This window comes from Streptomyces sp. Da 82-17 (assembly GCF_046098215.1).
Classification (GTDB): domain Bacteria; phylum Actinomycetota; class Actinomycetes; order Streptomycetales; family Streptomycetaceae; genus Streptomyces.
In genome coordinates this window covers 41,797-64,309 of record NZ_JBJURH010000025.1, presented here as the reverse complement: position 1 = coordinate 64,309, position 22,513 = coordinate 41,797, and the positions used below count along the sequence as shown (strand labels likewise).

Genomic DNA, 22,513 nt, shown 5'->3' with positions numbered 1-22,513 from the left:
GCGGGGACGGGGGGCGAATGAAGCGCGTGGGGGATGCGACCGCCTACCCGGGCAGAGCAGTCCTGCGGATCTTCGGGCCGCCGACGGAGGCGGACGGCGGGGCGGGCTCGTACGGATCGCGCCCCGGCTCCTACGTCTCGGACGCGTACGACTCGGACCCGTACGGCGTCGCCTTCCTCGTGGACGATCGGCACGCGATCACCTGCGCCCATGTCGTCGCCGCGGCCCTCGGCCTCGACGACGGTGAGCGGCCGGACGACGGCGCGCGCCTGCGCGTGGACCTGCCCCTGCTGCCCGGGGCCCCGGCGACGGACGCAGGCACAGCGGCCGTCACGACGACCGTCACAGCGGCCGTCACCGCGAGCGTCGCGCTGTGGGGCCCCGACCGAACCCCGGACGGCGGCGGCGACGACCCGGACGTCGCGGTGCTGAGGCTGGACGCCCCGCTGCCCGGCGGCGCGGCGCCTGCCCAGGTCGTCGACGTCGAGCCGGAGGAACTCCGCGGGCACGCCGCCCAGATCGTCGGGTTCCCCGAGGGCCGCGGGCAGGGCGTGTGGCACGAGGGCGTCCTGCGCGGGCCGCAGGCCGACGGGCAGATCCAGATCGACCGGGCCGGGGAGGGCTACCGCGTGTCCCGGGGTTTCAGCGGCAGCCCCGTGTGGTCGCGGGACGTCGGCGCGGTCGTCGGGATGACCGTCAAGGCCGAACTCGGCGAACCGGCGGCCGCGTTCATGATCCCGGTCGCCCGACTCGCCGCGGTCTGGCCGCCGTTGACCGCGCTGACCCGCCCGGCCTCGCCGTTCCGCAGCCTCGAACCGTTCGAAGAGGCCCACGCCGCAGCGTTCTTCGGCCGTACGGACGACAGCGCCAGGGTCGCGCGGGTCGTCGCCGGACGGCGGTGGACGACCCTGGTCGGCCCCTCGGGCTGCGGCAAGTCGTCCCTCGCGATGGCGGGCGTCGCCCCGCTGCGCCGCGCCGACGGCGACACGGTCGCCGTCCTCCGCCCCGCCCACCACGCGGGCGCACTCCGGGGCCTCGCCTCCGTACTCCTCGACCTGTTGGAGCCGCACGCGGGCGAGGCGGAGAAGTTCGCGCGGATCTCCGCCGTGGCGGACGAGATCGCGGCGCACGGGATGCGTGAGGTCGTCTCCCGCGTCCTGCGCGTGCAGCGGGCGGCCCGACTCCTCATCGTGGTCGACCAGTTCGAGGAACTCCTCGACGAGGAGCACTTCACCCCCGACGACATCGCCGCCCTGTCCGACGCCCTCGGCCCGAAAGCCCCGCCCGTCGTCTCCGTCCTCGCCGTCCTGCGCGCCGACTTCCTCGGCCCCGTCCTCGCCCACCCGCGCCTCGGCCTGCTCGCGAAGGCGCGCGTCGAGGCCGTCGAACCGATGCGGCGGGAGCAGCTGCGGGACGTCGTCACGAGGCCGGTCGAGGCGATCCCGGCGGTCTCGTACGAGGAGAACCTCGTCGACCGCATCCTCGCCGACGTCGGCGGAGCCTCGGGCGTCCTGCCCCTCCTCAGCTTCACCCTCGCCCAACTCTGGGACGCTCAGCGTGCCGGGCGCCTCACCCACGACGCGTACACCGCCCTGGGCGGAGTCACCGGCGCCCTCGGCAGGCACGCCGACCGGGTCTGGGAGCAGCACTTCGGCCAGGGCGACCACCGGGACGAGCGGCAGCACGCGGACCAGCGGCACGACGACCGGCAGCAAGCCTCACAGCAGCGCAACGAACAACGGCACGCCTCACAGCAGCGCAACGACCAGCAGCACGCCGAACGCCTCCTCACGCGCCTCGTCCGCACCCCGGTCGGCACGGACACCCCCGTCCGCCGCACCGTCGCCCGGTCCGAGCTGAGCGAACCCGAGTGGCGCATCGCCCAACGCCTCGCCGGCGCCCGCCTCCTGGTACTCAACCAGGGGCAGGGAGAGGCGAGTTCGACCACGGAGGGCGAAGGCCCCGACCGTTCCGCCTTTGCGTCGGAGACCGTCGAGCTGGCCCATGAGGCGCTCATCTCCAGCTGGGACAGGCTCAGTTCACGGGTGCGGGACGACCGGGTCTTCCTGGACTGGCGGGAGAACCTCCAGCTGGACCTGGACCGCTGGAACAAGTCCGGACGCAGCAAGGACCTCCTGCCGACCGCCACCGCCCTCGACGCCGCCGAGCGCTGGCTGCCGGAACGCAGCGACGAACTCGCCGAGGAGCAACGGGAGTTCGTGCGGCAGGGGCGGGCGCACCGGCGTCGCCTCACCCGTCGGCGGCGTGCCGTCATGGCCCTGTTCGGCGTGCTGCTGCTCGCCGTCAGCGTCGCCGCCGGAGTCGCGGTCGATCAGCGGCAGACCGTCGTCGAGCAGCGCGACCGCGCCACGTCCGCGCAGGTCGCGGGCCTCGCCGAGTCCGTGGGCCGCACCGACCCGCGGCTCGCCCGACGCCTCGCCGTCGCCGCCGCGCGGCTCGGCGACACTCCCGAGGCGTGGTCGACGCTCCTGACCGTACGCAACCAGCCCGAGCAACAGGCCGTGAAACTCCCCGAGTTCGACGTGAAGTCCGCGGCGCTCGACGACACCGGCCGCATCCTCGTCGCCGGCGGCGGCACCCACGTGGGCACCTGGGACGTGCAGACCGGCAAGCGACTCGGCACGTTCCGGACCGCCGAGCGCGTACGCAACGTGCGGATGTCCGGTGACGGCTCCACGGTCGCGGTGAGCACCGACGACGAGACGACCGTCGTCCTGGAGACCCGCGGCCTGGAACGGCGCGGCAACCCGTACCCGACCGGGCCCGCCGTCTTCTCGCTCAGCCCGAAGGGCACCTTCCTCGCCTCGTCCGTGGACCACGAGGGGAAGGGGACCTACGTCCTCACCGTCCGGAACACCCGCACAGGCAAGGCCCTGGGCGAGCGCACCAGCAGCGACCCGATCGACACGGCCTTCTCCGCCGACGAGAAACGCCTCTCGCTCACCACCACAGGGAGCGAGCGCGGCACGGTCGCCTGGCTGGACCTCCGTACCGGCGACAACCTCCGAGTCCCCGACTTCGAGATCAAGCCGGAGCACTTCCCCGGCCCCATGGTGTTCAGCCCCGACGGCACCCGCACCGCCGTGCTGACCGACAAGGGCCTTCGGGTCGCCGGGCTGCTCGACGAAGGCGACGTCGGTTTCTACGACTTCACCGGCGTGCCGAAGGAGAACGCGGACGAGAGCCAGTACGGCGACGACGTCCGCTTCAGCCACGACGGGAAGTTCGTCGCCGTCGGCTTCACCCTCTGGGACGCGACGTTCTCCCAGGGCGACGAACCCGTCTTCACCTACCCCACGGCCATCAGCCAGTGCTATCCGGGCACGTTCCGGTTCTCGGCGGACGACTCCGAGATGCGGTGCGTGGGCGACGACGGCACGTTCCGGTCCATCGACGTGTCCCGCGTGACCTCCGCCGCCGAACGACCCTCGGGCGGGGGAGGGGCCGTCGCTGCGAGCGCGGACGGCTCGACCCTGGCCGTTCTGGGCGGCGGCGAGGGCAGGGTGCAGATCTGGTCCACGTCCCCGCTGGCCAGACGCCGGGAGTTCACGCTCCCGCAGACCCCCGCGTACGTGCTGCTCAGCCCGGACGGCAAGTTGCTCGCCGTCCGCCACAGCCTGAACCGGGTACAGATCTGGGACACGGTCCGGCGGAAGAAGCTCGGCACCCTGCCCGGCAGCATGGGCGGCATCACGACGACGGTCGCGATCTCACCCGACGGGCGCACATACGTCACGTACGACCGCGAGGGCAGCGCCGGGGCGAAGGGGTACGTCGAGACGCTGAGGTTCTACGACCTGCGAACCATGAAGCTGATCAAGAAGCGGTCGTTCGAACTGCGCACCTCGCTCATCGACTTCTCCACCCGGGTGACGTTCCGGCCCGACGGAAAGGCCGTGACGGTCAGCCCGTTGCTCGGCACGGTCGCGGTCCCGTCGGGCAAGGTCCTCGTACGCGGCACCCAGGGCCTGCACCTCGACGGCTACGGGCCCGACGGCACGACGGCCTACACCAACCCGACCAACGTGCGGAGCCAGCTCTCCTTCCTGGACCCGCGGACGCTGCGACCCGAGGGGGAGCCCCTCGACGTCGGCGTGGTGCCCTCCATGGAAGACGTCCCGGTCCACTCCCCGGACGGCCGCCTGGTGGCGGTGAAACGTGAGGGCGCGGAGGCCGCGGACGACGTGCTGGCGGAGGCCGACGAGGTGCGGCTCTGGGACATCCGCACCCGCCGCCGGATCGGCCCCGCCCTCGCCGACCCGGCGGGCAGCGTCAGCCCGGTCACCTTCACCGCCGACGGCTCCGCCCTCATCGCCACCGACGGCCGGGGCGCCTTCCGCACCTACCCGGTCTCCCGCGCCCGGCTCACCCGCGAACTGTGCGCCCTGTCGGACGGCGGCCTGACGGAACGGGAGTGGGCGCGACACATCCCGGACGTGCCGTACCGCGAGACGTGCTGAGGCCGAAGACCGGAGCCGTCGATTCAGGTGATGGTCCGCCGGGTGTCCGGTCCGCGCGGCGGCGGGAACGCCCGCCGGTAGTCGCTCGGTGAGACCCCCACCTGCTTCAGGAAGTGGTGGCGCAGGTTGTTCGCCGTGCCGAGGCCGGTGAGCACGCCGATCTTCTCGATCGGCAGGGTCGTCGACTCCAGCAGGCTCCGGGCCAGGCCGAGGCGTTCGTTGAGGAGCCACTGCAGCGGTGTGGTGCCCGTGGCCGCGTGGAGACGGCGGTAGAACGTGCGCGGACTCAGCGCCGCCCGCCGCGCCAGGTCCTCGACGGTCAGCGGCTCGTCGAGGTGCGCCCGCGCCCACGCGAGGACCGGCGCGAGGCCCGCGTCGTCCGTGGCGGGCATCGGGGCGTCGATGAACTGAGCCTGCCCGCCCGGACGGTGCGCCGGCACGACCATCCGCCGGGCCAGCTGGTTGGCGACATGCGCACCGAGGTCACGGCGTACGAGATGGAGGCACAGGTCGAGACCGGCGGTGAGGCCCGCACTGGTGAGGACGTCGCCCTCGTCCACGTACAGCACCGAGTCGTCCACCTCCACCTTCGGATAGCGGGCGGCGAGTCGGGCCGTGTGCATCCAGTGCGCCGTGGCCCTGCGGCCGTCGAGCAGCCCGGCCTCCGCGAGCGCGAACGCCCCGTTGCAGAGCGACACCATCCGCGCCCCCGCGTCGTATGCGCGCCGCAGCGCGGGCACGAGCCCCTCGGGCAGCGGCCGCTCTTCCTCGACGAACGCGTCCGGCACGGACGGGACGATGACGGTGTCGGCGCCCACGATGTCGTCGATGCCGTACGGGGTGCGGACCGAGAAGCCCGTCGGGTCCGCCGCGCCCGGCTCGGGCCCGATGCCGCAGAGCCGGAAGTCGTACCACCGGTCCGCCAGATCGGGCTGCGGCTTGCCGAACACCGTGCAGGGGATGCTGAGTTCGTACAGGTCCCAGGCGGGCACCCCGAACTCCTCCGTCACGACCACGGCCACCGAACCCACGCTCATGCGGCGAGCGTACGGCACGAATTTGGTGGTCGACGTCATTCCTGTCACTGTCCGGCCGCGGGACGGCCTGCGAGCGTGGTCGTACGCGATCACTCGTCGCGCATTCCCTTACGGATCACAGGAGTTGACCTCGCATGCCTACGCCTCATTCCCCGTCCGTCGAAGGTCGGCGGGCCGTCACCGTCATCGGCCTCGGCTCCATGGGCTCGGCCCTCGCCTCGGCACTGCTCGACCGGGGGCACCCCGTCACGGTGTGGAACCGTACGCCCGAGAAGGCGCAGGCCCTGGTCGGCCGGGGCGCCCGGCTCGCCGCCACGCCCGAACAGGCCGTCACGGCAAGCGAGTTGACCCTCACCTGCGTCTTCGACGACGACGCGCTGCGCAAGGTGCTCACGCCGATCGCGGGCGCCCTGGCCGGGCGGGTCGTCGTCAACGTGACCTCCGGATCCGCCGAGCAGGCCCGGGACCTGGACGCCTGGTTGCGCTCGCACGGGGCCGAGCACCTGGACGGCGGCATCATGACGACCCCGCCCGGCGTCGGCGACCCGAGCATGATGTTCCTGTACAGCGGCTCGCGGCCTGCCTTCGAGGCCCACCGCGACACCCTCCAAGTCCTCGGTGACGCACGGTACTTGGGTACGGACCCGGGCCTGGCGTCCCTCTACGACGTGGCGCTGCTCGGCCTCATGTGGTCCACGCTGACCGGCTGGCTGCACGGCAGCGCGCTGGTGGGCGCGGACGGGGTCGCCGCCGCGGACTTCACGCCCGTCGCCGTCCGCTGGCTGACCGCGGTGGCCGGGTTCATGACCACGTACGCGGGCCAGGTGGACGCCGGCCGTTATCCGGGCGACGACGCCACCGTCGACGTACAGATCGCGACGGTCCAGCACCTGGTCCACGCCGCCGAGGCGCGCGGCGTCGACACCGCGCTGCCGCGGCTGCTGGAGTCGGCGATGCGGCGCGCGGCGGCCGCCGGTCACGGGTCGGACAGCTACGCCAGCGTGGTCGAGGTGCTCCGGGACGCGGGTCGGGGCGGCGATTCGGCGTAGGGGAGCGGGAGGGACGAGGGGCCGGGGCGTGGCGGGCCGGGGAGGTAGCCGTACGACGAGGTGCCCGCACCCCCCCCAGACCAGCATCCGAACGCGCCCCCGCCCCCGCGCCCGCCACGACTACCCTGCCGAGATGACCGAACCCGAACCCGAGTCCCGAGAACCCCGCGCCGTCGTCGCGCTGACGGATGCCGCAGTCCACCGCCGCACCACCGGCCAGGAGATCATCCTCGACGGGATCGACTGGACCGTACGGACCGGCGAGCACTGGGCGCTCCTCGGCGCCAACGGAGCCGGCAAGACGACGCTGCTCCGCCTCGTCGGCGCGGTCATGCACCCCACCGCCGGCACCGTGGAGGTCCTCGGCGCCCGGCTCGGCCGCGTCGACATGCGTGAACTGCGGGCCCGCGTCGGCCTCGTGTCCGCCGCGCAGAAGGTCCCCTCGGACGCCACCGCCCACACCGTCGTCCTCACCGGCGCGACCGGCACCGTGCAGCCGCTCTGGGCGTCGTACGACGCGGACACCCGCGAACGCGCCCACGCCCTGCTCGCCGAGCTCGGCTGCAAGGAGCTGGCCGACCGCCGGTTCGCCGACTGCTCGGGCGGTCAGCGCGCCCGGGTCCTCATCTGCCGCGCCCTGATGGCCGACCCGTCGCTCCTCCTGCTCGACGAGCCGTTCAACGCCCTCGACCTCCCGTCCCGCGAGGACCTCGTGGACGCGCTGCACCGGCTGGCCGCCGACCGGACCGACCTCGCGACCGTCACGGTCACCCACCACCTCGAGGAACTCCCGCCCAGCACCACGCACGCCTTCCTCCTCAAGGAAGGCCGCGAGCTGGCGTCCGGCCCCGTCGACGACGTGCTCACCCCGGCCAACATGACGACCTGCTTCGGCCGCCCCATCCACGTGTCCCGCCACGACGGCCGCTGGTACGCCCGCTCGGGCCGCTAGCGGCTGGAACGGGCGTACCGCCCCTGCCGGAACCCGGCCGTCACCTCCGCCGGCAGGCGACGTCGGCGGGGGCGGTGACGGGGTCGGATCGGTGAGCGTCGGGCAGCACGGGCCGCATTCTCAGAGGCGCCGCAGCCACGTGGCGATGCCGTGCCCGAGCGCGAGGTAAATCACCGCGGGCAGACCGAAGTTGAGCAGAATGCGCAGCCCTTCGACGTCCATCGTGAAGATGTCCTGAGCCCACCAGCCGAGCCATTCCGCCATGCCCTGCACGAATTCGACGAACGGGTTCGCGCGGTTGGCCTCCAGCAGGTGGAGAACGATCCACAGTCCCAGAAACGCGGCCGCCACATCGCCGATCGACTGGACCACCAGCGCCGCACGCCGCTGCCCCGCACCGTCCCGGGGACGCCCCGGGTGCGCGGGCGCGGGGCCGTGCCCGTACGGGTCGGGGCCGTTGTACGACTGCCGGGACGGGTCGAAGTCACTCATGGGGGGATACCAATCCGGCGCATGCACGCCTCGAATACAGAGAAGAACCATGCCCTGCCGCCGCTGTCGCGACACCGGCCGTGGCTCGAATTGCGGGACGCGCCCGCACTGTCTTCTGCGCCGGAAAGCGGCGTACGCGTTACACGCCCCGCAGCGCGCATCGACGATACGCACCCCGCATACACGCCGTCCCTCGCGAAAGGGACACAACCGGGGCCGCCACCCCCCACAGGATTTGGCCCCGGTTGTGCCGCTCACGGCCGTTTCGAGGACAAGCCGCATTTCGTTCTGCGCCAGCCCGAAATGGAGTGTTACACCCCCACGAAATGCGTAGATGAAATCCGCGCATGTGAAGATCTGGCGCACGACACAAGGGGCCTTGCTGCCACCGCGTCACGGCCGCTCCCCGCAGGTCGGCCGGGGGGAGGGCGGGCGTCGGTGTAACACCTTCCTCGCCGGTGGCGCTGAAAGGAATGCGACCGCCGGAAGGCGCTCGCGTGCGACACGGCCGGGGTCTCTCCCGTGGGGGGTGGAGGCCCCGGCTGTACGCCACCGACGCCGCCCGCGCGTCCCCCTTCCAACTCCCTTGAGCCGCGGCCTTCTTCACCGCCCGCGCCGAGGCGCCTCCGGACCCACGAGACCTGCCGGGAGAGGCGACCCGTGCCCTCATATATCGTTCACCGATATCGGGCCTCGTAAAAGGCAATGTGCCCCCGCCCCGCCGCCGAGGAGTGCTCCCATGGGCCAGCCGTCCGCCACCCCTTCACCGCCGGACGAACTGCGGCGCCACCTGGGCGTGTCCGACGCCGTGCTGATCGGGCTCGGCTCGATGATCGGCGCCGGCATCTTCGCGGCGCTCGCCCCCGCGGCGCGCGCGGCCGGCTCGGGGCTGCTGCTCGGCCTTGCCCTCGCCGCGGTCGTCGCGTACTGCAACGCCACCTCCTCGGCCCGGCTCGCCGCCCGCCATCCCGCCTCCGGCGGCACCTACGTCTACGGCCGCGAACGGCTCGGCGACTTCTGGGGCTATCTGGCCGGCTGGTCGTTCGTCGTCGGCAAGACGGCTTCCTGCGCGGCGATGGCGCTGACCGTCGGCACGTACGTATGGCCGGGGCAGGCGCACGCGGTCGCCGTCGCGGCGGTGTTGGCGCTCACCGCCGTGAACTACGCCGGAGTGCAGAAGTCCGCACTGCTGACCAGGGCGATCGTCGCCGTGGTCCTCGCGGTGCTGGCGTCCGTGGTCGTCGCGGGCCTCACGTCGGGCACGGCGGACGCGGCCCGCCTCGACATCGGCGCGGACACCTCCTTCGGCGGTGTGCTGCAGGCGGCCGGCCTGCTGTTCTTCGCCTTCGCCGGGTACGCGCGCATCGCCACCCTCGGCGAGGAGGTCCGCGACCCGGCCCGCACCATCCCCCGCGCCATCCCGCTCGCGCTGGGCATCACCCTGGTCGTCTACGCGGTCGTGGCCGTCGCGGTCCTCCTCGTCCTGGGCCCGCGGGAGCTGGCCGACAGCACGGCCCCGCTGTCCGATGCGGCACGCGCCGCGGGCGCCGACTGGCTCGCCCCCGTGGTCCGCGTCGGAGCGGCCGTCGCCGCGCTGGGCTCGCTCCTCGCGCTGATCCTCGGCGTCTCCCGTACGACCCTCGCCATGGCCCGCGACCACCACCTGCCGCACGCCCTGGCCGCCGTCCACCCACGCTTCCAGGTGCCGCACCGCGCGGAGCTCCTGGTCGGCGCGGTGGTGGCGGTGGCAGCCGCGACGACGGACGTACGGGGCGCGATCGGGTTCTCGTCTTTCGGCGTGCTCGCGTACTACGCGGTCGCCAACGCCTCGGCGTGGACGCTGAGTTCGGCGGAGGGCCGCCCGAACCGGCTGATCCCGGTCGTCGGCCTCGCCGGCTGCCTGCTGCTCGCCTTCGCCCTGCCGTCGACCTCGGTGATCGCGGGCGCTGCGGTCCTGGCGGTCGGCGTCGCGGCGTACGGGCTGCGCCGCCTGGTCGCCGCCCGCGGGCGGTAGCGGTCAGGACAGGTCGTCGCCGAGCACCTCGCGGGCCAGTTCCCTCAGCGCTTTGCGGTCCTCGGCGAGGGCCTGCCGGCCGGCCGCGGTCGCGCGGTACACCCGGCGCGTACGGCCGTCGACGACGCGCTGCTCGGAGGTGAGCAGACCGTCGGCCTCCAGGCGGTGGAGCGTCGGATAGAGGGTGCCGGGGCTGATGCGATAGCCGTGGCTCGCCAACTCCTCGGACATCCAGGCGCCGTGGATCTCCTCCTCGGCCGCGTGATGCAGGATGTGCAGCCGCACCGCGCCCCGCTGGAACTCCCGCACCGCACCCACCTCCGACAGTGACGAATCCGATATCGGCACCCGATCCTACGCGCGGCCGGCCCCGTCACCCCATGCGGTGAACCCGCCGCCCAAGGTCGTGGCCTCGGGGACCCTCGGGGTGGCCGGTAGACTCGGTGGCTGTGGCGGACACCCAGTACGAAGACCTGTTGCGGCTCGCGCTCACCTCCGGAACGGCCAAGGCCGACCGGACCGGAACCGGAACGAGAAGCGTCTTCGGGCACCAACTGCGCTACGACCTCTCGCAGGGCTTCCCGCTGATCACCACCAAGAAGGTGCACCTCAAGTCGATCGTGTACGAGCTGCTGTGGTTCCTGCGCGGCGACTCGAACATCGGCTGGCTCCACGAGCACGGCGTCACCATCTGGGACGAATGGGCCGACGCGAACGGCGACCTCGGCCCCGTCTACGGCGTGCAGTGGCGCTCCTGGCCCACCCCCGACGGCCGGCACATCGACCAGATCAGCGAGGTCCTCGACACCCTGCGCAGCGACCCGGACTCCCGCCGGATGATCGTCTCCGCCTGGAACGTCGCCGAGCTGGACAAGATGGCGCTCGCCCCGTGCCACGCCTTCTTCCAGTTCCACGTCGCCGACGGCAGGCTCTCCTGCCAGCTGTACCAGCGCAGCGCCGACCTGTTCCTCGGCGTCCCCTTCAACATCGCCGGCTACGCCCTGCTCACGCACATGGTGGCCCAGCAGGTCGGCCTCCGCGCGGGCGACTTCATCTGGACCGGCGGCGACTGCCACATCTACGACAACCACACGGAGCAGGTGACCGAGCAACTCTCGCGCACCCCCTTCGAGTTCCCCCGACTGCACCTGCGCCGGGCCGACTCCCTCTTCGACTACACCTACGCCGACGTGGAGCTGCGCGACTACCGCCACCACCCGGCGATCAAGGCCCCGGTCGCCGTGTGACCGCACGGGGCGCCGGGTCGTTCGAACCGGCTCGCGGCTCGCGGCTCGCGGCTCGCGGCTCGCGGTACGCAGTTCCCAGTTCGCAAGCACTCCCACGGAGGTGGATCCCATGTCCAAGGTCCGCGTGCACAACTTCTTCGTCTCCCTCGACGGCTACAGCGCAGGCGAGACGATCACGCTCGACGAGCCCATCGGGAAGGCCGCGAGGCTGTTCTCGAAGTACGACGGGCGGGTCATCCACGGTGTGGACGCCGTGGACGAACCCATCACCCTCGATCGTGCCCTCACGAGCATGTGGGGCCAGGGCATCGGGGTCGAGATCATGGGCCGCGGCAAGTTCGGTCCGCAGACCGGCGCGTGGGGCGACGACGAGTGGCGCGGCTGGTGGGGCGACGCACCCCCCTTCCGTACGCCCGTGGTCGTGCTCACCCACCACCCCCGCGACCCCATCCACTTCGACAACGGCACGAGCTTCCACTTCCTCGACGCGGGCCCCGAGGACGCGCTCGCCCACGCCCGGAGCCTCGCCGACGGCGGGGACGTCCGGCTCGGCGGCGGGCCCTCCGTCGTCCGGCAGTTCCTGAAGGCGGACCTCGTCGACTTCATGCACCTGGTCACCGTGCCCGTCGTCCTGGGTGTCGGCGGTTCCCTGTGGGACGACGAACTGACCGAAATCCAGGACCGCTTCACCGTCGAGTCGGCGACGTCGCCGAGCGGCCTCACCCACCACTTCTGGAACCGGACCGCCAGAAGCCGGCGACCCGGCGCCCACGGTCAGCGACCGGGCACGGCCTAGGCTGCGTCGAACCACATGGAGGGGAGAGCGTCGTGTCCGGTCAGGTCGTCATCGAAGCGGGGCAGTGGCAGGGATCGGGGGCCGCGACGGCCCGTCGGCTGCGCGGAGGGGCCGCGCGGCTGGCCGAGCTGATCCCCGCGGACCAGCGGCACACGGTCGTGATCGAGGAAGGCGCGGGCGAGACACGGAACGGAGTACGGAACGCCGACGTGCTCCAGCGCCAACTGCACGCCGTACGCGAAGTGTTGGACCAGCTCCCGCCGGGCGTGCGGACGGTGACCGTCGGCGGTGACTGCGCGGTCGACCTCGCGCCGGTCGAGGCCGCTCTGTCCGCGTACGGAGACCGCCTGGCGGTGGTGTGGTTCGACGCGCACGCCGACCTCAACAGCCCGGAGTCGTCGCCGTCGGGCGCCTTCCACGGCATGGTGCTGCGGGCGCTCATCGAGGACGGGCCGGGCGGGCCGGACGAGCTGCGGGCCCGGCACCGCGTGTCGGCGGACCGTGTGGTGCTCGCGGGCGCCCGCTCCCTGGACCCGGGCGAGCAGAAACTCGTCGAGCAGCGCGGCATCCGGCACCTCACCGTCGAGCACCTGGCCGACCCGGGACCGCTCGTCGCAGCGGTACGCGCCACCGGCGCCGACGCCGTGTACGTCCACATCGACCTCGACGTCCTCGACCCGAGGCACTTCCCGGCCGTCGGCACCCCCGAACCCGACGGCCTCGGCGTCGACCAACTCCTCGCAGCCGTACGGGCGTTGACCGACACATTCACGCTCGCCGGTATCGCCCTCACCGAGTACGAGCGGACGGACGACCCGGAACGGGAGGAGGCCGTACTGCGGCGGATCGTCGACGGACTGTTCGCGCCCGACCGCGCCTGACACCCGCCCCCGCGCGCGGACTGGCTGACCGCGCGGGTTCACGCACCGCCCTTCATGTGCGTCGCCGCGACATACCCGAAGGTCATCGACGGTCCGATCGTGGAACCGGGGCCCGGATACGTGTCGCCCATCACCGCCGCCGAGCAGTTGCCCGTGGCGTACAGGCCGTCGATCGGCGTGCCGTCCTCGCGCAGCACCCGCGCGTGCTCGTCGGTGAGCAGCCCGCCCTTGGTGCCGAGATCGCCGGGCCGCACCGGCAGCGCGTAGTACGGGCCGCGGGTGAGCGGGTGCAGGTTGGGGTTGGGCAGCGTCGGATCGCCGTAGTAGCGGTCGTACGCGCTGTCGCCGCGCCCGAAGTCGGCGTCCCGGCCCTGCTCGGCGAGGGCGTTGAAACGGTTCACGGTCCGTTCGAGCTCGGCGGCCGGGACGCCGATCCTCCCGGCGAGTTCGCGGACCGTCCGCCCGGTCCTGAGGATGCCCTCGTCGGTGAAGCCCCGCGGGAACTTCCGGCCGGGCACCAGGCCGAGGAACGGGTACCGCTTGCGGGAGAGCGCGTCGACGACGATCCAGGAGTTCTCGGCGGCGCCGGGCGTGGCGTACATCCGGTCGACGAACTCGTGGTACGGCGCGGCCTCGTTGACGTACCGCCTGCCCCGGCCGTCGACGATCAGCATCGCGGGCACGGCGCGGTCGGCGACCAGGAAGAACAGTCCGCCGCCCGGCGTGGGCGTGGACGGCGCGCCCCACACCTTGTCCATCAGCGCGACCGCCGCGCCCGCCTCGACGCCGGCGGTGAGCACCTCGCCGACCTGGCCGGGGGAGGCGTGCGTCCAGTCGGTGGACGTGGGGCGAGGCAGGTACTTCTCGCGCAACTCCTCGCTGTGCGAGAAACCCCCGGCGGCGAACACCACACCACGCCGCGCCCGTACGTGCACCGTGCGGCCGTCCTGCTCCACGCACAGGCCGACGACCCTGCCGTCCTCCGCCGACACCAGCTCGCGGAAAGGGGAGTCGAGCCACAGGTCGCCGCCCGCCCCGGCGAGGGCGAGCCGCAGCCGGCCGACCAGCGCGGTGCCGAGTGCGGCCGGTCTGCGGCCGGTGAGCAGCGACCTCGCGGCGCCCGCGGCCAACTTGGCGGCGACCCTGCGGCCCTTCCACGTACGGGCCGCCATGTTCAGGAAGCGGAAGTCGAGTTGAGTGATCGTCAGCCCGTACGTGGGGAGTTCGTTGGTGCGCAGGTTCCGCTGCTCGGTGCCGAGTCGGCGCAGGTCGAGGACCTCGGGCTCGATGGTCCGGCCGAGCGGCTTCCCGCCGGGGCGCTCGGGGTAGTAGTCGGGGTAGCCCGGCACGTACCGGAAGCGCACCCACTCCGTCCGCTCGTGCAGGAAGCGCAGCATCTCCGGGCCGCGCGTCAGGTAGGCGTGCTTGCGCTCACGGCTGACCTGGTCGCCGACGGTGGCGTCCAGGTACGTCATGGCGTTGTCGAGCGAGTCACGCTGTCCGGCCTGCCGCAGGTACAGGTTGTCGGGGATCCACAGCCCGCCGCCGGACAGCGCGGTGGAGCCGCCGTAGCGGTTGGTCTTCTCCACGACGAGGGCGGACATGCCGTGCGCCTGCGCGGTGATCGCGGCCGTGAGCCCGCCGCCACCGGAGCCGACCACCACCACGTCGTACTCGTGATCCCACTCCACCACTCGGTTCACCTGCGATCCCTTCGCCGAGGCTCCTGCGCGCCTGCCGTCTCCCGGGCCCTCGGGAGCCCCCGCACGGTCCCTCCGGCACCCACCGGCGGACAAGCGACGATTCCCACTGAGCGGGACGAGCGACGGGCACGGGCGCCGCGGGGGCGGGCAGATACCTCGACGAACCCGCCGACGCCCGCATCGCGGCGGGCACCTGGGGCCACTTCGCGACCGACGCCACCGGCGACGACTCGTACGACGCGATCCTCGCCCGCTTCGCCGCCGCCGGCTTCGAGCCGTACCACCACGGCGACTCGGGCCCCGGCAGCCGCTTCGCCTACCTCCCGGCGGGGGCCGCGGCAGCACGGTCGTCGAGATCCTGGAGACAGCCCGGTGGGGCGACTTCTTCACGATGATCGAGCAGACGTCCCGCGACTGGGACGGCTCGGATCCGGTACGCGAGATCACGGTGTCCTGGCCAACTGCCCACTAGTCGAGGCAAGTTGACGTGGGGTCAACTCCCATCCGCGGTCAGGCGACGCGCAGCACCAGCTTGCCCGTGGAGGTGCGGCTGTCGACGAGGCGGTGGGCCTCGGCCGCGTCCCGCAGCGGGAACTCGGCGGTCACCGGCAGGGCCACCGTCCCGTCGACGACGGCGCGCAGGGCCCGGCCGGTGAGGTCCCGCAGGGCGTCCGGGGCGGTCGCCGCCAGGTTCAGCACGGAGAAGCCGCCGACAGCGAGACCGCGTACGGCGAGGTCGGCCTGCCCCGTCTGCCACGGGGCGGCGCCGCTCGCGTTGCCGAAGGACACGAGCCGCCCGAACGTCGCGAGCGCGTCGAGGCCGCGGCGGAGCGTGTCGCCGCCGACCGGATCGAGGACGAGGTCGACGCCCCTGCCGCCGGTCGCGCGGCGTACGTCCTCGCCGAAGGAGTCGGCCGGGAACACGTCGTCGTACCCGTGCGCGCGGGCGTACTCCGCCTTGGCCTTGCTCGACGTCACCCCGTACACCGCACCGGCGCCCGCCGCGCGGGCCAACTGGACCACGGCCGTGCCGATTCCGCCCGCGGCGCCCTGCACGAGAACGGTCTCGCCCGCGCGCAGCCGGCCCACCTCGTGGATCAGGGCGTGGGCGGTCGGCAGCACCGTCGGCAGAGTGGCGGCGGTCCGCAGGTCCACGCCGTCGGGCAGGGCGAACACGGCCGCCGCCTCCGCGACGACCACCTCCGCGTACCCGCCGCCCTGGAGGAACCCGGCGACCTCCTGCCCCACGCGCAGGGCCGTCACGCCCTCGCCGACCGCCCGGACGTGCCCGGACACCTCCAGGCCGGGGCGGTGGGGGAGGGACGTGACCCGGTACCCGTCCGAACGGGCCTTCAGATCGGCGAAGTTGACGCCCGCCCACGCGACGTCGACGGACACCTGCCCCGGCCCCGGCTCGGGCACCTCGGCCGCCACGAGCCGCAGCACCTCGGGACCGCCGTACTTCTCGAACTCGATCGCGCGCATGGCAGAACCACCCCTCCATGAGTGTTCGACGGGAAGTGAACACTCGCACTGTATGATGCTCATCGAACACTCCGCAAAGGGGTGGTGGCAGAAACAGGGCAGAGCCAGGAAGGGGCCGCGTCATGAAGGACGAAACCGAGGCCCGAAGCCGGACGACCGGAGCCCGGGCGACGGGGAAGAGCCACCGGCCCGCTCCCGTCACCGCACACCCGGACGACGTCCCGCTCCTGACCGCCCTGACCGCGCTCGCCGACCCGGTCCGCATCCAACTCGTGCGCACCCTCGCCGAGCACCCCGACTGGGCGTTGAGCTGCAGCAACTTCGACGTGCCCGTCGGCCGCGCCGCCAAGAGCCACCACTTCTCCGTCCTGCGCGCCGCCGGCCTCGTGGAGCAGCGCGACGAAGGGCCGAAGCGTCTCAACCGGCTGCGCCGCGAGGAGTTCGACGCCCGCTTCCCCGGCCTCCTCGACCTCACGCTCCGCGAGGACGACGTCTCCTGACCCTTCCGTGACGCCGACCTCTCCTCACCTCTCCGTGAAGACGACACCGCCGCCGACGCCCGGCCCGCCGAGAAGGCCGGGTCGGGCGGCGTGTGAGGCCGGGGCTCAGCGGTGGCGGGCCGGGCGGAGGGCGTGGGCCGTCAGGGTGCTGATCCGCATCGCACCCCCGGCCGCGTACGCGCGCAGCGCACACGCGCCCGGGTCCGGGAAGATCTGGTCCGTGAGGCAGACCGTGCCGTCGGCCGCGTAGACCTCCACGGACGAGGCGTCGACCAGCACGCGCAGGTCGAGGCCGGCGGCCGGGAGGGCGAGCGGGGCCCGGTGCACGCCGGGGAACTCCGCGGCGAAGCCGACGTCACCCGACGACCTGCGGTCGATGTACAGCTCGCCCGCGGCCCTGTCGTACCCGATCCGGGTGTACGTGCCGCCGCCGGTGCGGACGTCGAGGCCGAAGTGGGCCGTGGCCGGGCCGTCGGGGGCGAGGACGGCCTCCAGCTCGTAGAACTGGCCCGTGTCGGCGAGGAGTTGATGCGTTCCCTCGGGGGTCGTGCGGTCCGTGAGGGACAGCAGGGTGCGCGTACGGAGGGACGTCAGCTCGTGCACCGGGGCCTGGCTCAACCCGCCGCCGTCCAGGGCGAGTTCGCGCGGGAAGCCCATCGCGCCGCGCCACGGGGAGGTGGGGATGCGGTCGGCGTAGAGCCAGTTGTTCATCCAGGGCAGGAACACCCGGCGGCCGTCCGGGGCGTCGTTGTACGTGATGCCCGCGTAGCAGTCCGCGCCCCAGTCGACCCAGCGCGTGCCCTGGCCCGGGTCGGGGGTGAACGTCGTGCCGTCGAACGTGCCGGTGAAGTACTGCGTGGCCGAACCCCCGGCCGGGCCGCCGGGGTTGAGGCTGACGAGCAGCACCCAGCGGTCGCCGAGCGGGAACAGGTTGGGGCACTCCCAGATGCCGCCGGTCGCGCCGAGCGGCCCGAAGTCGCTGAGATGCTGCCACGACTTGAGGTCGGCGGACGCGTAGAAGCGGATCTTGTACTCGGTGGGCAGTGCCAGGGCCATGACCCAACGGCCGCTGTCCGCGTGCCAGAAGACGCTCGGGTCGCGGAAGTCCCGCGCGCCGATGTCGAGCACCGGGTTGCCCGCGTACTTCGTCCACGTCTCCCCGGCGTCCGTCGAGTAGGCGAGGGACTGGCGCTGCAGGCCGGAGGCGTCCTTGAGGGTGCTGGTGTAGATCGCCACGAGCGGCGGCCGGGCGGCGGAGCCGAGGCCGCTGGTGTTGCGCTCGTCGTACACCACGGAGCCGGAGAAGATCATCTCCTGCTCGTCGTGCAGGATGGCGACCGGCCGCTCGTCCCAGTGCAGCAGGTCCGAACTGACCGCATGGCCCCACGACATGTTGCCCCACACGTCGTCGGAGGGGTTGTACTGGAAGAACAGGTGCCACAGACCCTCGTGGTAGATCAGCCCGTTGGGGTCGTTGGTCCAGTTCTCGGCGGGGGAGAAGTGCAACTGCGGGCGGTACGTCTCGGCGCCGGCTCTGCGCGGCGTACGGGCGTCCGGGGCGGCCGTGGCCGTACCGGCGAGGAGCGGGGTCGCGGCGGCCGTGAGGCCGAGGGCGGTCGTCAGGACGGACCGGCGGCTGGGGAACGGCATGGGTCTCTCCACATCGAGGAGTACGAGGAGTACGGCGCACGAGGCGTACGGCGTACGAGGAGTACGGGGGCGAACAGGTGTCGCCACGTCCCCACCGCACCGGGCCGTTCCCGATCGACCGGTTGCGCGCGGAGGCGTGCGGGGCGCGATCGGACCTCGGGGCCGCCGGCCGACGAGCGGGGCCCGGTCCGATCACCGCCCCGTCACGAAAAGCCATCGACGGCCGGTACGTCAACCCCCTTGCGGCGACCCGCAGTTGAGCGGACCGGGCCGACCCGCTCAGCTCGTACGCGCGCAGCCGCACGACTCCCGGTGCACGAACGTCGGCTCCAGGAGCACCGTCCGCCGCTCGCCGTCCGGGTCCGCGATCCGCTCCATCAGCAGCTCCACGGCCCGCCGCCCGGTCTCCTCCACGGGCTGCGCGATCGCCGTCGGCGCGGGCTGCATGAGGTCGGCCCACTCGAAGTCGTCGAAGGCGCAGAGCGCCACGTCCTCGGGCACCTTGCGGCCGAGCCGGGCCAGCGCGCGCAGCACGCCGAGGGTCATCTGGTTGTTCGCCGAGATCACCGCGGTCGGCGCGTCCGGCCCGGCCATCAGGCGTTCCGTGGCCAACTCCGCCGGGTACGCCTGCGAGTCGCCGACCACGACCAGATCCGGCGACGCCGTGAGCCCCTTGCGTTCCATGCCGCGCTGCCAGCCCCGCTGCCGCTCCGCGCTCGTCCGCAGGCTGCGCCGCCCGGCGACCAGGCCGATGCGGGTGTGGCCGAGGTCGGCGAGATGGTCGACGAGCCGGGCCGTCGCCTCCACGTTGGCGGTCGCGACCTGGTCGAACGCCGGTGACGCACACCGGTCGATCAGCACCGTCGGCAGTCCCGCGTTCTTCACGTACCGCAGCGCGGCCCCGCGCGGGCCGGCGGCCGTGGCGAGCAACAGGCCGTCCACGCGCCGCTCGTGCAGCATCCGGACGACGCTGAGCTCCTCCGCCGGGTCGTCGTGCGTGTCGGCCATGAGCAGGGTGTAGCCCGAGGCCCGCGTCGCCGCGTCCACCGCCGACACCAGCTCCGCGAAGTGGAAGTTGCCGACCGCCGAGACGGCCAGGCCGAGGGTCAGCGTGCTCGACGTCTTCAGGGACCGCGCGACCGTGTTGTGCGTGTACCCCGTGGCGCGGACGGCCTCCAGGACCTGCTCGCGCGTCTCGTCCTTCACGTACCGGGTGCCGTTGATGACGTGCGAGACCGTCGACACGGAGACGCCGGCCCGGCGGGCGACGTCGGCCATCTTCGCCATGAACGGCTCCTCGGCTCGGTTCAGCGCTGTAGGGGACTCGTACGGATCGTGGTCGTACGGATCGTACGTGAGACAACTCGCGAAAACGATTGCGCAAACGGTTGCGCGGATCGTTCTCTGCCGTCACGATGCTGCACCGGGGTCGGTCGCTTCCCGACCGGACGTCCACGGCACCCGACGACGCGTGCCGCCACGACGCCCGTGACCGTCCCCGGAGCCGCTCAGCACGTCCCGACGCCCGCAGCGGCGGCCGCAGTCGGGGGCCCGTCGTCCCGCCGGCCGACTCGCGCGGGACGACGGGCCCCCGGCGCACCGTCCCGTGCGGGGCGGCGGGCCCCGACGCACCAACTCCCGTACGCCAAGCCTCCGTTCACGCAGCGAGATCCCAACTCCCGTACGTACGCGACCGCCTGTCCCGGCTCACCCGCGCCCGTACGCCATCACCTGTCCCACCGTCAGGAGCCGCACCATGCCGCACACCGCCTCTGTCGAAACCAGCACACCGCCGGGCCCGCCGCCCCTGAGTGCCGCCGCGCGCCGTTCCGTGCTCGGGGCGTCCGGGGTCGCCGCGCTCGGCGGGTTCCTCTTCGGGTACGACACCGGGATCATCTCCTCGGCCCTCCTGTTCATCGCGCCGGAGTTCGGGCTCTCCGACGGGATGCAACAGGTCACCGTGGCCTCGCTGTTGCTCGGCGCCATCGTCGGCGTGCTGGGCGCGGGCGCGGTGACGGATGCGGCGGGCCGGCGGCGGACGCTGCTTGTGGGCGCCGCGGTGTTCGCCGTCGGCGCGGTCGCCTCCGCCCTCGCGCCGGGCGTCGAGGTGCTGATCGTGGCCCGGGTGCTGCTCGGCCTGGCGATCGGCACGGCGTCGCTGACGGTGCCCGCGTACATCGCCGAGATCGCCCCGGCCCGCTCCCGCGGCCGGCTGGTGTCGCTCAACCAACTCATGATCACGGTCGGGATCTTCGTCTCGTACCTGGTCGGCTATCTCTTCGACGACGGTGAGGGCTGGCGCTGGATGCTGGGGCTCGGGCTGCTGCCCGCGCTCGCGATGTTCGCCGGCGTGCTGCGCCTCGCGGAGAGCCCGCGCTGGCTCCTCGACCGCGGCCGCCGCGACGAGGCCCGCGCCGCGCTGCTCCGCACCCGTACGCCCGAGGCCGCCGACGCCGAACTCGCCGAGATCGAGGCGCTGTCCGCGGCCGAGACCCGCACCAGCTACCGCGATCTGCTGCGCCCCGCGATGCGTCCCGCCGTAATCCTCGGCGTGGTCGTCGCGGCCACCAACCAGCTGGTCGGCGTCAACGCGGTCATCTACTACGCGCCGACCATGCTCAAGCAGGCCGGTTTCGGCAGCTCCGCCGCGATCCTCTCCTCGCTCGGCATCGGCCTGGTCAACATGTGCCTGACGTTCGTGGCGCTGCTGCTCGTCGACCGGGTCGGCCGCCGCCCGCTGCTGCTCGGCGGCACGTCGGTCGTGGTCCTGGCGCTCGTGCTGCTCGGCGCGCTGTACCTGATGGGCGACGACGGGCGCCCCGTCTCCGGCGGCCTGCTCGTGGCCGGGCTCTGCCTGTACATCGCGGCGTTCGCGCCCAGCCTCGGCCTCGCGATCTGGCTCATCAACAGCGAGATCTTCCCGACGGCGGTACGCGGCAAGGCCAGCTCCTTCGGCAACGTCACCCACTGGGGCCTCGACTTCGCCATCTCCCTCACCGTCCTCACCACCATCAACGCCCTCACGCCCACCGGTCTGTTCTGGATCTACGGTCTCTTCGGCCTGCTCGGCGTGGTCTACCTGCACCGCAAGCTGCCGGAGACGAAGGGCCGCAGCCTGGAGGACATCTCGGCGTCGCTGCGGGGCTGACGCGCCTCGCCATGTCATGCGCGGAGGGGGCGTCACGACGGCGGAGACTTCCGCTGCCGTGACGCCCCCTCCGAGGCGGTCGCCGTGGCCGACGGGACGAACCCGTCCGGCCCGACTGCTCGTTTAGTACGGGCCGTTGACGTTGTCGATCGAGCCGTAGCGGTCCGCCGCGTAGTTGCAGGCGGCGGTGATGTTGGCGACCGGGTCGAAGCTGTCGGTCGACGTGCCGGGCACGTGGTAGGCCTCGAAGGTGGGGGCGATGACCTGCAGCAGACCCTTGGACGGGGTGCCGTTCTGGGCGTTGATGTCCCAGTTGTTCATGGCCAGCGGGTTGCCGGAGGACTCCCGCATGATGTTGCGGTGGATGCCCTCGTACGTGCCGGGGATGCCGTGCTGGGCCATGATGTCGAGCGACTCGCGGATCCAGCCGTCGAGGTCGTTGGTGTACGCCTTCTTCGCCGCGGCGGGCTGCACCTCGGTGGCGCCCTTGCGCTCGGAGCGGTCGGCGCGCTCGGCGGAGGCACGGGAGGCGTCGGCCTTCTCGGCCTTCTTGCCGAGGGTGAGCTTCAGGCCGGGGTGGATGAGGCCCGGGTTGTCGCCGAGGGCGTCGCGGTTGGCCTCGTACAGCTTCTTCCAGCCGCCGCTGAGGGAGTGCTCCCGGGCGATCGCGGAGAGGGAGTCACCCGCGACGACGGTGTACGTCTTCGCGGCGGCCGGCTTCGCGGCCGGGCTCGCCTGAACGGCCTCGGCCTTGGCCGCACCCGCGGGCGCCGCGCTCGCCGCGGTCGCGCCGATCACCGGAAGTACGAGCGCTGCTCCGCCGGTCCCCACGAAGGCGATTCCCCGGTTGAGCGAACGGGACTTGGGGCGGCGGTGCTTTCCCTTTGCAGGCATGACGAATTCCTCTCCGTCGCCTACGAGGTGAGCTGTCGGGTTCGGACGGGAGATGTCCGGTCGCACTGCGCATGCGACTTCACCCCAAGCCGTTCCGGACGTGCCGGACCGGCGACTTACCTGGGTCCCCCGCTCCTGCCGTGCGTAAGTGAGTCGGTGTGAGGTTCTCCGGGCGGCGGCAGGA

The 22,513-nt window shown here is 72.7% G+C and carries 17 protein-coding genes and 1 riboswitch; of the genes, 9 read left to right on the top strand and 8 right to left on the bottom strand.

Translation table 11 applies throughout. The annotated features are described in order from the left end of the window. Positions 1–26: 26 nt before the first annotated feature. Positions 27–4,481 carry a trypsin-like peptidase domain-containing protein gene (locus tag ACIDOF_RS31995; RefSeq protein WP_409009680.1) on the top strand — a complete coding sequence of 1,485 codons (4,455 nt, stop codon included), beginning with the start codon at positions 27–29 and terminating at the stop codon, positions 4,479–4,481. Between the two features lie 23 nt (positions 4,482–4,504). Here ACIDOF_RS31995 and ACIDOF_RS31990 read toward each other — a convergent pair whose 3' ends face one another. Then, positions 4,505–5,497 carry a GlxA family transcriptional regulator gene (locus ACIDOF_RS31990; protein WP_409009747.1) on the bottom strand — a complete coding sequence of 331 codons (993 nt, stop codon included), beginning with the start codon at positions 5,495–5,497 and terminating at the stop codon, positions 4,505–4,507. Between the two features lie 155 nt (positions 5,498–5,652). Here ACIDOF_RS31990 and ACIDOF_RS31985 point away from each other — a divergent pair, with 155 nt between their 5' ends. Both ACIDOF_RS31985 and ACIDOF_RS31980 read left to right on the top strand, forming a co-directional pair. After that, a complete protein-coding gene (locus ACIDOF_RS31985) occupies positions 5,653–6,567 on the top strand; it encodes an NAD(P)-dependent oxidoreductase (RefSeq protein WP_409009679.1) in 915 nt (304 codons plus the stop codon). 133 nt (positions 6,568–6,700) lie between these two features. Then, entirely contained in the window at positions 6,701–7,519 is an 819-nt protein-coding gene (locus tag ACIDOF_RS31980; RefSeq protein WP_409009678.1) for an ABC transporter ATP-binding protein, read from the top strand. 120 nt (positions 7,520–7,639) lie between these two features. On the opposite strand, the gene ACIDOF_RS31975 is transcribed toward ACIDOF_RS31980, so the two are convergent. Then, positions 7,640–8,011, bottom strand: a complete 372-nt coding sequence (locus ACIDOF_RS31975; protein ID WP_409009677.1) for a hypothetical protein — start codon at positions 8,009–8,011, stop codon at positions 7,640–7,642. Positions 8,012–8,750: 739 nt separating this feature from the next. Between ACIDOF_RS31975 and ACIDOF_RS31970 the strand changes: the two genes are divergently transcribed. Then, a complete protein-coding gene (locus tag ACIDOF_RS31970; RefSeq protein ID WP_409009676.1) occupies positions 8,751–10,025 on the top strand; it encodes an APC family permease in 1,275 nt (424 codons plus the stop codon). 3 nt (positions 10,026–10,028) lie between these two features. Here the strand turns inward: ACIDOF_RS31970 and ACIDOF_RS31965 are convergent, their stop codons facing one another. Beyond that, positions 10,029–10,334, bottom strand: a complete 306-nt coding sequence (locus tag ACIDOF_RS31965; protein ID WP_409009675.1) for a PadR family transcriptional regulator — start codon at positions 10,332–10,334, stop codon at positions 10,029–10,031. Between the two features lie 140 nt (positions 10,335–10,474). Here ACIDOF_RS31965 and ACIDOF_RS31960 point away from each other — a divergent pair, with 140 nt between their 5' ends. From ACIDOF_RS31960 to ACIDOF_RS31950, 3 genes are all read left to right on the top strand, one after another. Next, positions 10,475–11,272 (top strand): thymidylate synthase, encoded by a 798-nt coding sequence (locus ACIDOF_RS31960; RefSeq protein WP_409009674.1) that lies wholly within the window; start codon positions 10,475–10,477, stop codon positions 11,270–11,272. 109 nt (positions 11,273–11,381) lie between these two features. After that, entirely contained in the window at positions 11,382–12,068 is a 687-nt protein-coding gene (locus tag ACIDOF_RS31955; protein ID WP_409009673.1) for a dihydrofolate reductase family protein, read from the top strand. A gap of 32 nt (positions 12,069–12,100) precedes the next feature. After that, entirely contained in the window at positions 12,101–12,949 is an 849-nt protein-coding gene (locus tag ACIDOF_RS31950) for an arginase family protein (protein WP_409009672.1), read from the top strand. Between the two features lie 38 nt (positions 12,950–12,987). Here the strand turns inward: ACIDOF_RS31950 and ACIDOF_RS31945 are convergent, their stop codons facing one another. Together ACIDOF_RS31945 and ACIDOF_RS31940 are read right to left on the bottom strand one after the other, a co-directional pair. Further along, positions 12,988–14,652: an FAD-dependent oxidoreductase gene (locus ACIDOF_RS31945; protein WP_409009671.1), complete on the bottom strand. Its 1,665-nt coding sequence runs from the start codon at positions 14,650–14,652 to the stop codon at positions 12,988–12,990. 510 nt (positions 14,653–15,162) lie between these two features. Beyond that, the gene (locus tag ACIDOF_RS31940; RefSeq protein ID WP_409009670.1) at positions 15,163–16,137 is read right to left on the bottom strand and encodes a zinc-binding alcohol dehydrogenase family protein; all 975 of its coding nucleotides are present in this window, start codon (positions 16,135–16,137) and stop codon (positions 15,163–15,165) included. Positions 16,138–16,259: 122 nt separating this feature from the next. Here ACIDOF_RS31940 and ACIDOF_RS31935 point away from each other — a divergent pair, with 122 nt between their 5' ends. Continuing rightward, positions 16,260–16,637 (top strand): ArsR/SmtB family transcription factor, encoded by a 378-nt coding sequence (locus tag ACIDOF_RS31935; protein WP_409009669.1) that lies wholly within the window; start codon positions 16,260–16,262, stop codon positions 16,635–16,637. Between the two features lie 105 nt (positions 16,638–16,742). On the opposite strand, the gene ACIDOF_RS31930 is transcribed toward ACIDOF_RS31935, so the two are convergent. Then, a complete protein-coding gene (locus tag ACIDOF_RS31930) occupies positions 16,743–18,287 on the bottom strand; it encodes a glycoside hydrolase family 32 protein (protein ID WP_409009668.1) in 1,545 nt (514 codons plus the stop codon). Positions 18,288–18,566: 279 nt separating this feature from the next. Next, a complete protein-coding gene (locus ACIDOF_RS31925; RefSeq protein ID WP_409009667.1) occupies positions 18,567–19,574 on the bottom strand; it encodes a LacI family DNA-binding transcriptional regulator in 1,008 nt (335 codons plus the stop codon). A 469-nt stretch (positions 19,575–20,043) separates the two neighbouring features. Between ACIDOF_RS31925 and ACIDOF_RS31920 the strand changes: the two genes are divergently transcribed. Then, positions 20,044–21,435 carry a sugar porter family MFS transporter gene (locus ACIDOF_RS31920; protein WP_409009666.1) on the top strand — a complete coding sequence of 464 codons (1,392 nt, stop codon included), beginning with the start codon at positions 20,044–20,046 and terminating at the stop codon, positions 21,433–21,435. A gap of 123 nt (positions 21,436–21,558) precedes the next feature. On the opposite strand, the gene ACIDOF_RS31915 is transcribed toward ACIDOF_RS31920, so the two are convergent. Next, on the bottom strand, positions 21,559–22,329 hold the full coding sequence (locus ACIDOF_RS31915; protein ID WP_409009665.1) for a transglycosylase SLT domain-containing protein: 771 nt from the start codon (positions 22,327–22,329) through the stop codon (positions 21,559–21,561). A 4-nt stretch (positions 22,330–22,333) separates the two neighbouring features. Next, positions 22,334–22,498, bottom strand: a riboswitch (cyclic di-AMP (ydaO/yuaA leader). Between the last annotated feature and the right edge of the window lie 15 nt (positions 22,499–22,513).

Bases quoted from the DNA above. Each gene is read 5' to 3' on its own strand.
- ACIDOF_RS31985 (WP_409009679.1), top strand. From the start codon at position 5,653: ATGCCTACGCCTCATTCCCCGTCCGTCGAAGGTCGGCGGGCCGTCACC.
- ACIDOF_RS31980 (WP_409009678.1), top strand. From the start codon at position 6,701: ATGACCGAACCCGAACCCGAGTCCCGAGAACCCCGCGCCGTCGTCGCG.
- ACIDOF_RS31975 (WP_409009677.1), bottom strand. From the start codon at position 8,011: ATGAGTGACTTCGACCCGTCCCGGCAGTCGTACAACGGCCCCGACCCG.
- ACIDOF_RS31970 (WP_409009676.1), top strand. From the start codon at position 8,751: ATGGGCCAGCCGTCCGCCACCCCTTCACCGCCGGACGAACTGCGGCGC.
- ACIDOF_RS31955 (WP_409009673.1), top strand. From the start codon at position 11,382: ATGTCCAAGGTCCGCGTGCACAACTTCTTCGTCTCCCTCGACGGCTAC.
- ACIDOF_RS31940 (WP_409009670.1), bottom strand. From the start codon at position 16,137: ATGCGCGCGATCGAGTTCGAGAAGTACGGCGGTCCCGAGGTGCTGCGG.
- ACIDOF_RS31935 (WP_409009669.1), top strand. From the start codon at position 16,260: ATGAAGGACGAAACCGAGGCCCGAAGCCGGACGACCGGAGCCCGGGCG.
- ACIDOF_RS31930 (WP_409009668.1), bottom strand. From the start codon at position 18,287: ATGCCGTTCCCCAGCCGCCGGTCCGTCCTGACGACCGCCCTCGGCCTC.
- ACIDOF_RS31925 (WP_409009667.1), bottom strand. From the start codon at position 19,574: ATGGCGAAGATGGCCGACGTCGCCCGCCGGGCCGGCGTCTCCGTGTCG.
- ACIDOF_RS31920 (WP_409009666.1), top strand. From the start codon at position 20,044: ATGCCGCACACCGCCTCTGTCGAAACCAGCACACCGCCGGGCCCGCCG.
- ACIDOF_RS31915 (WP_409009665.1), bottom strand. From the start codon at position 22,329: ATGCCTGCAAAGGGAAAGCACCGCCGCCCCAAGTCCCGTTCGCTCAAC.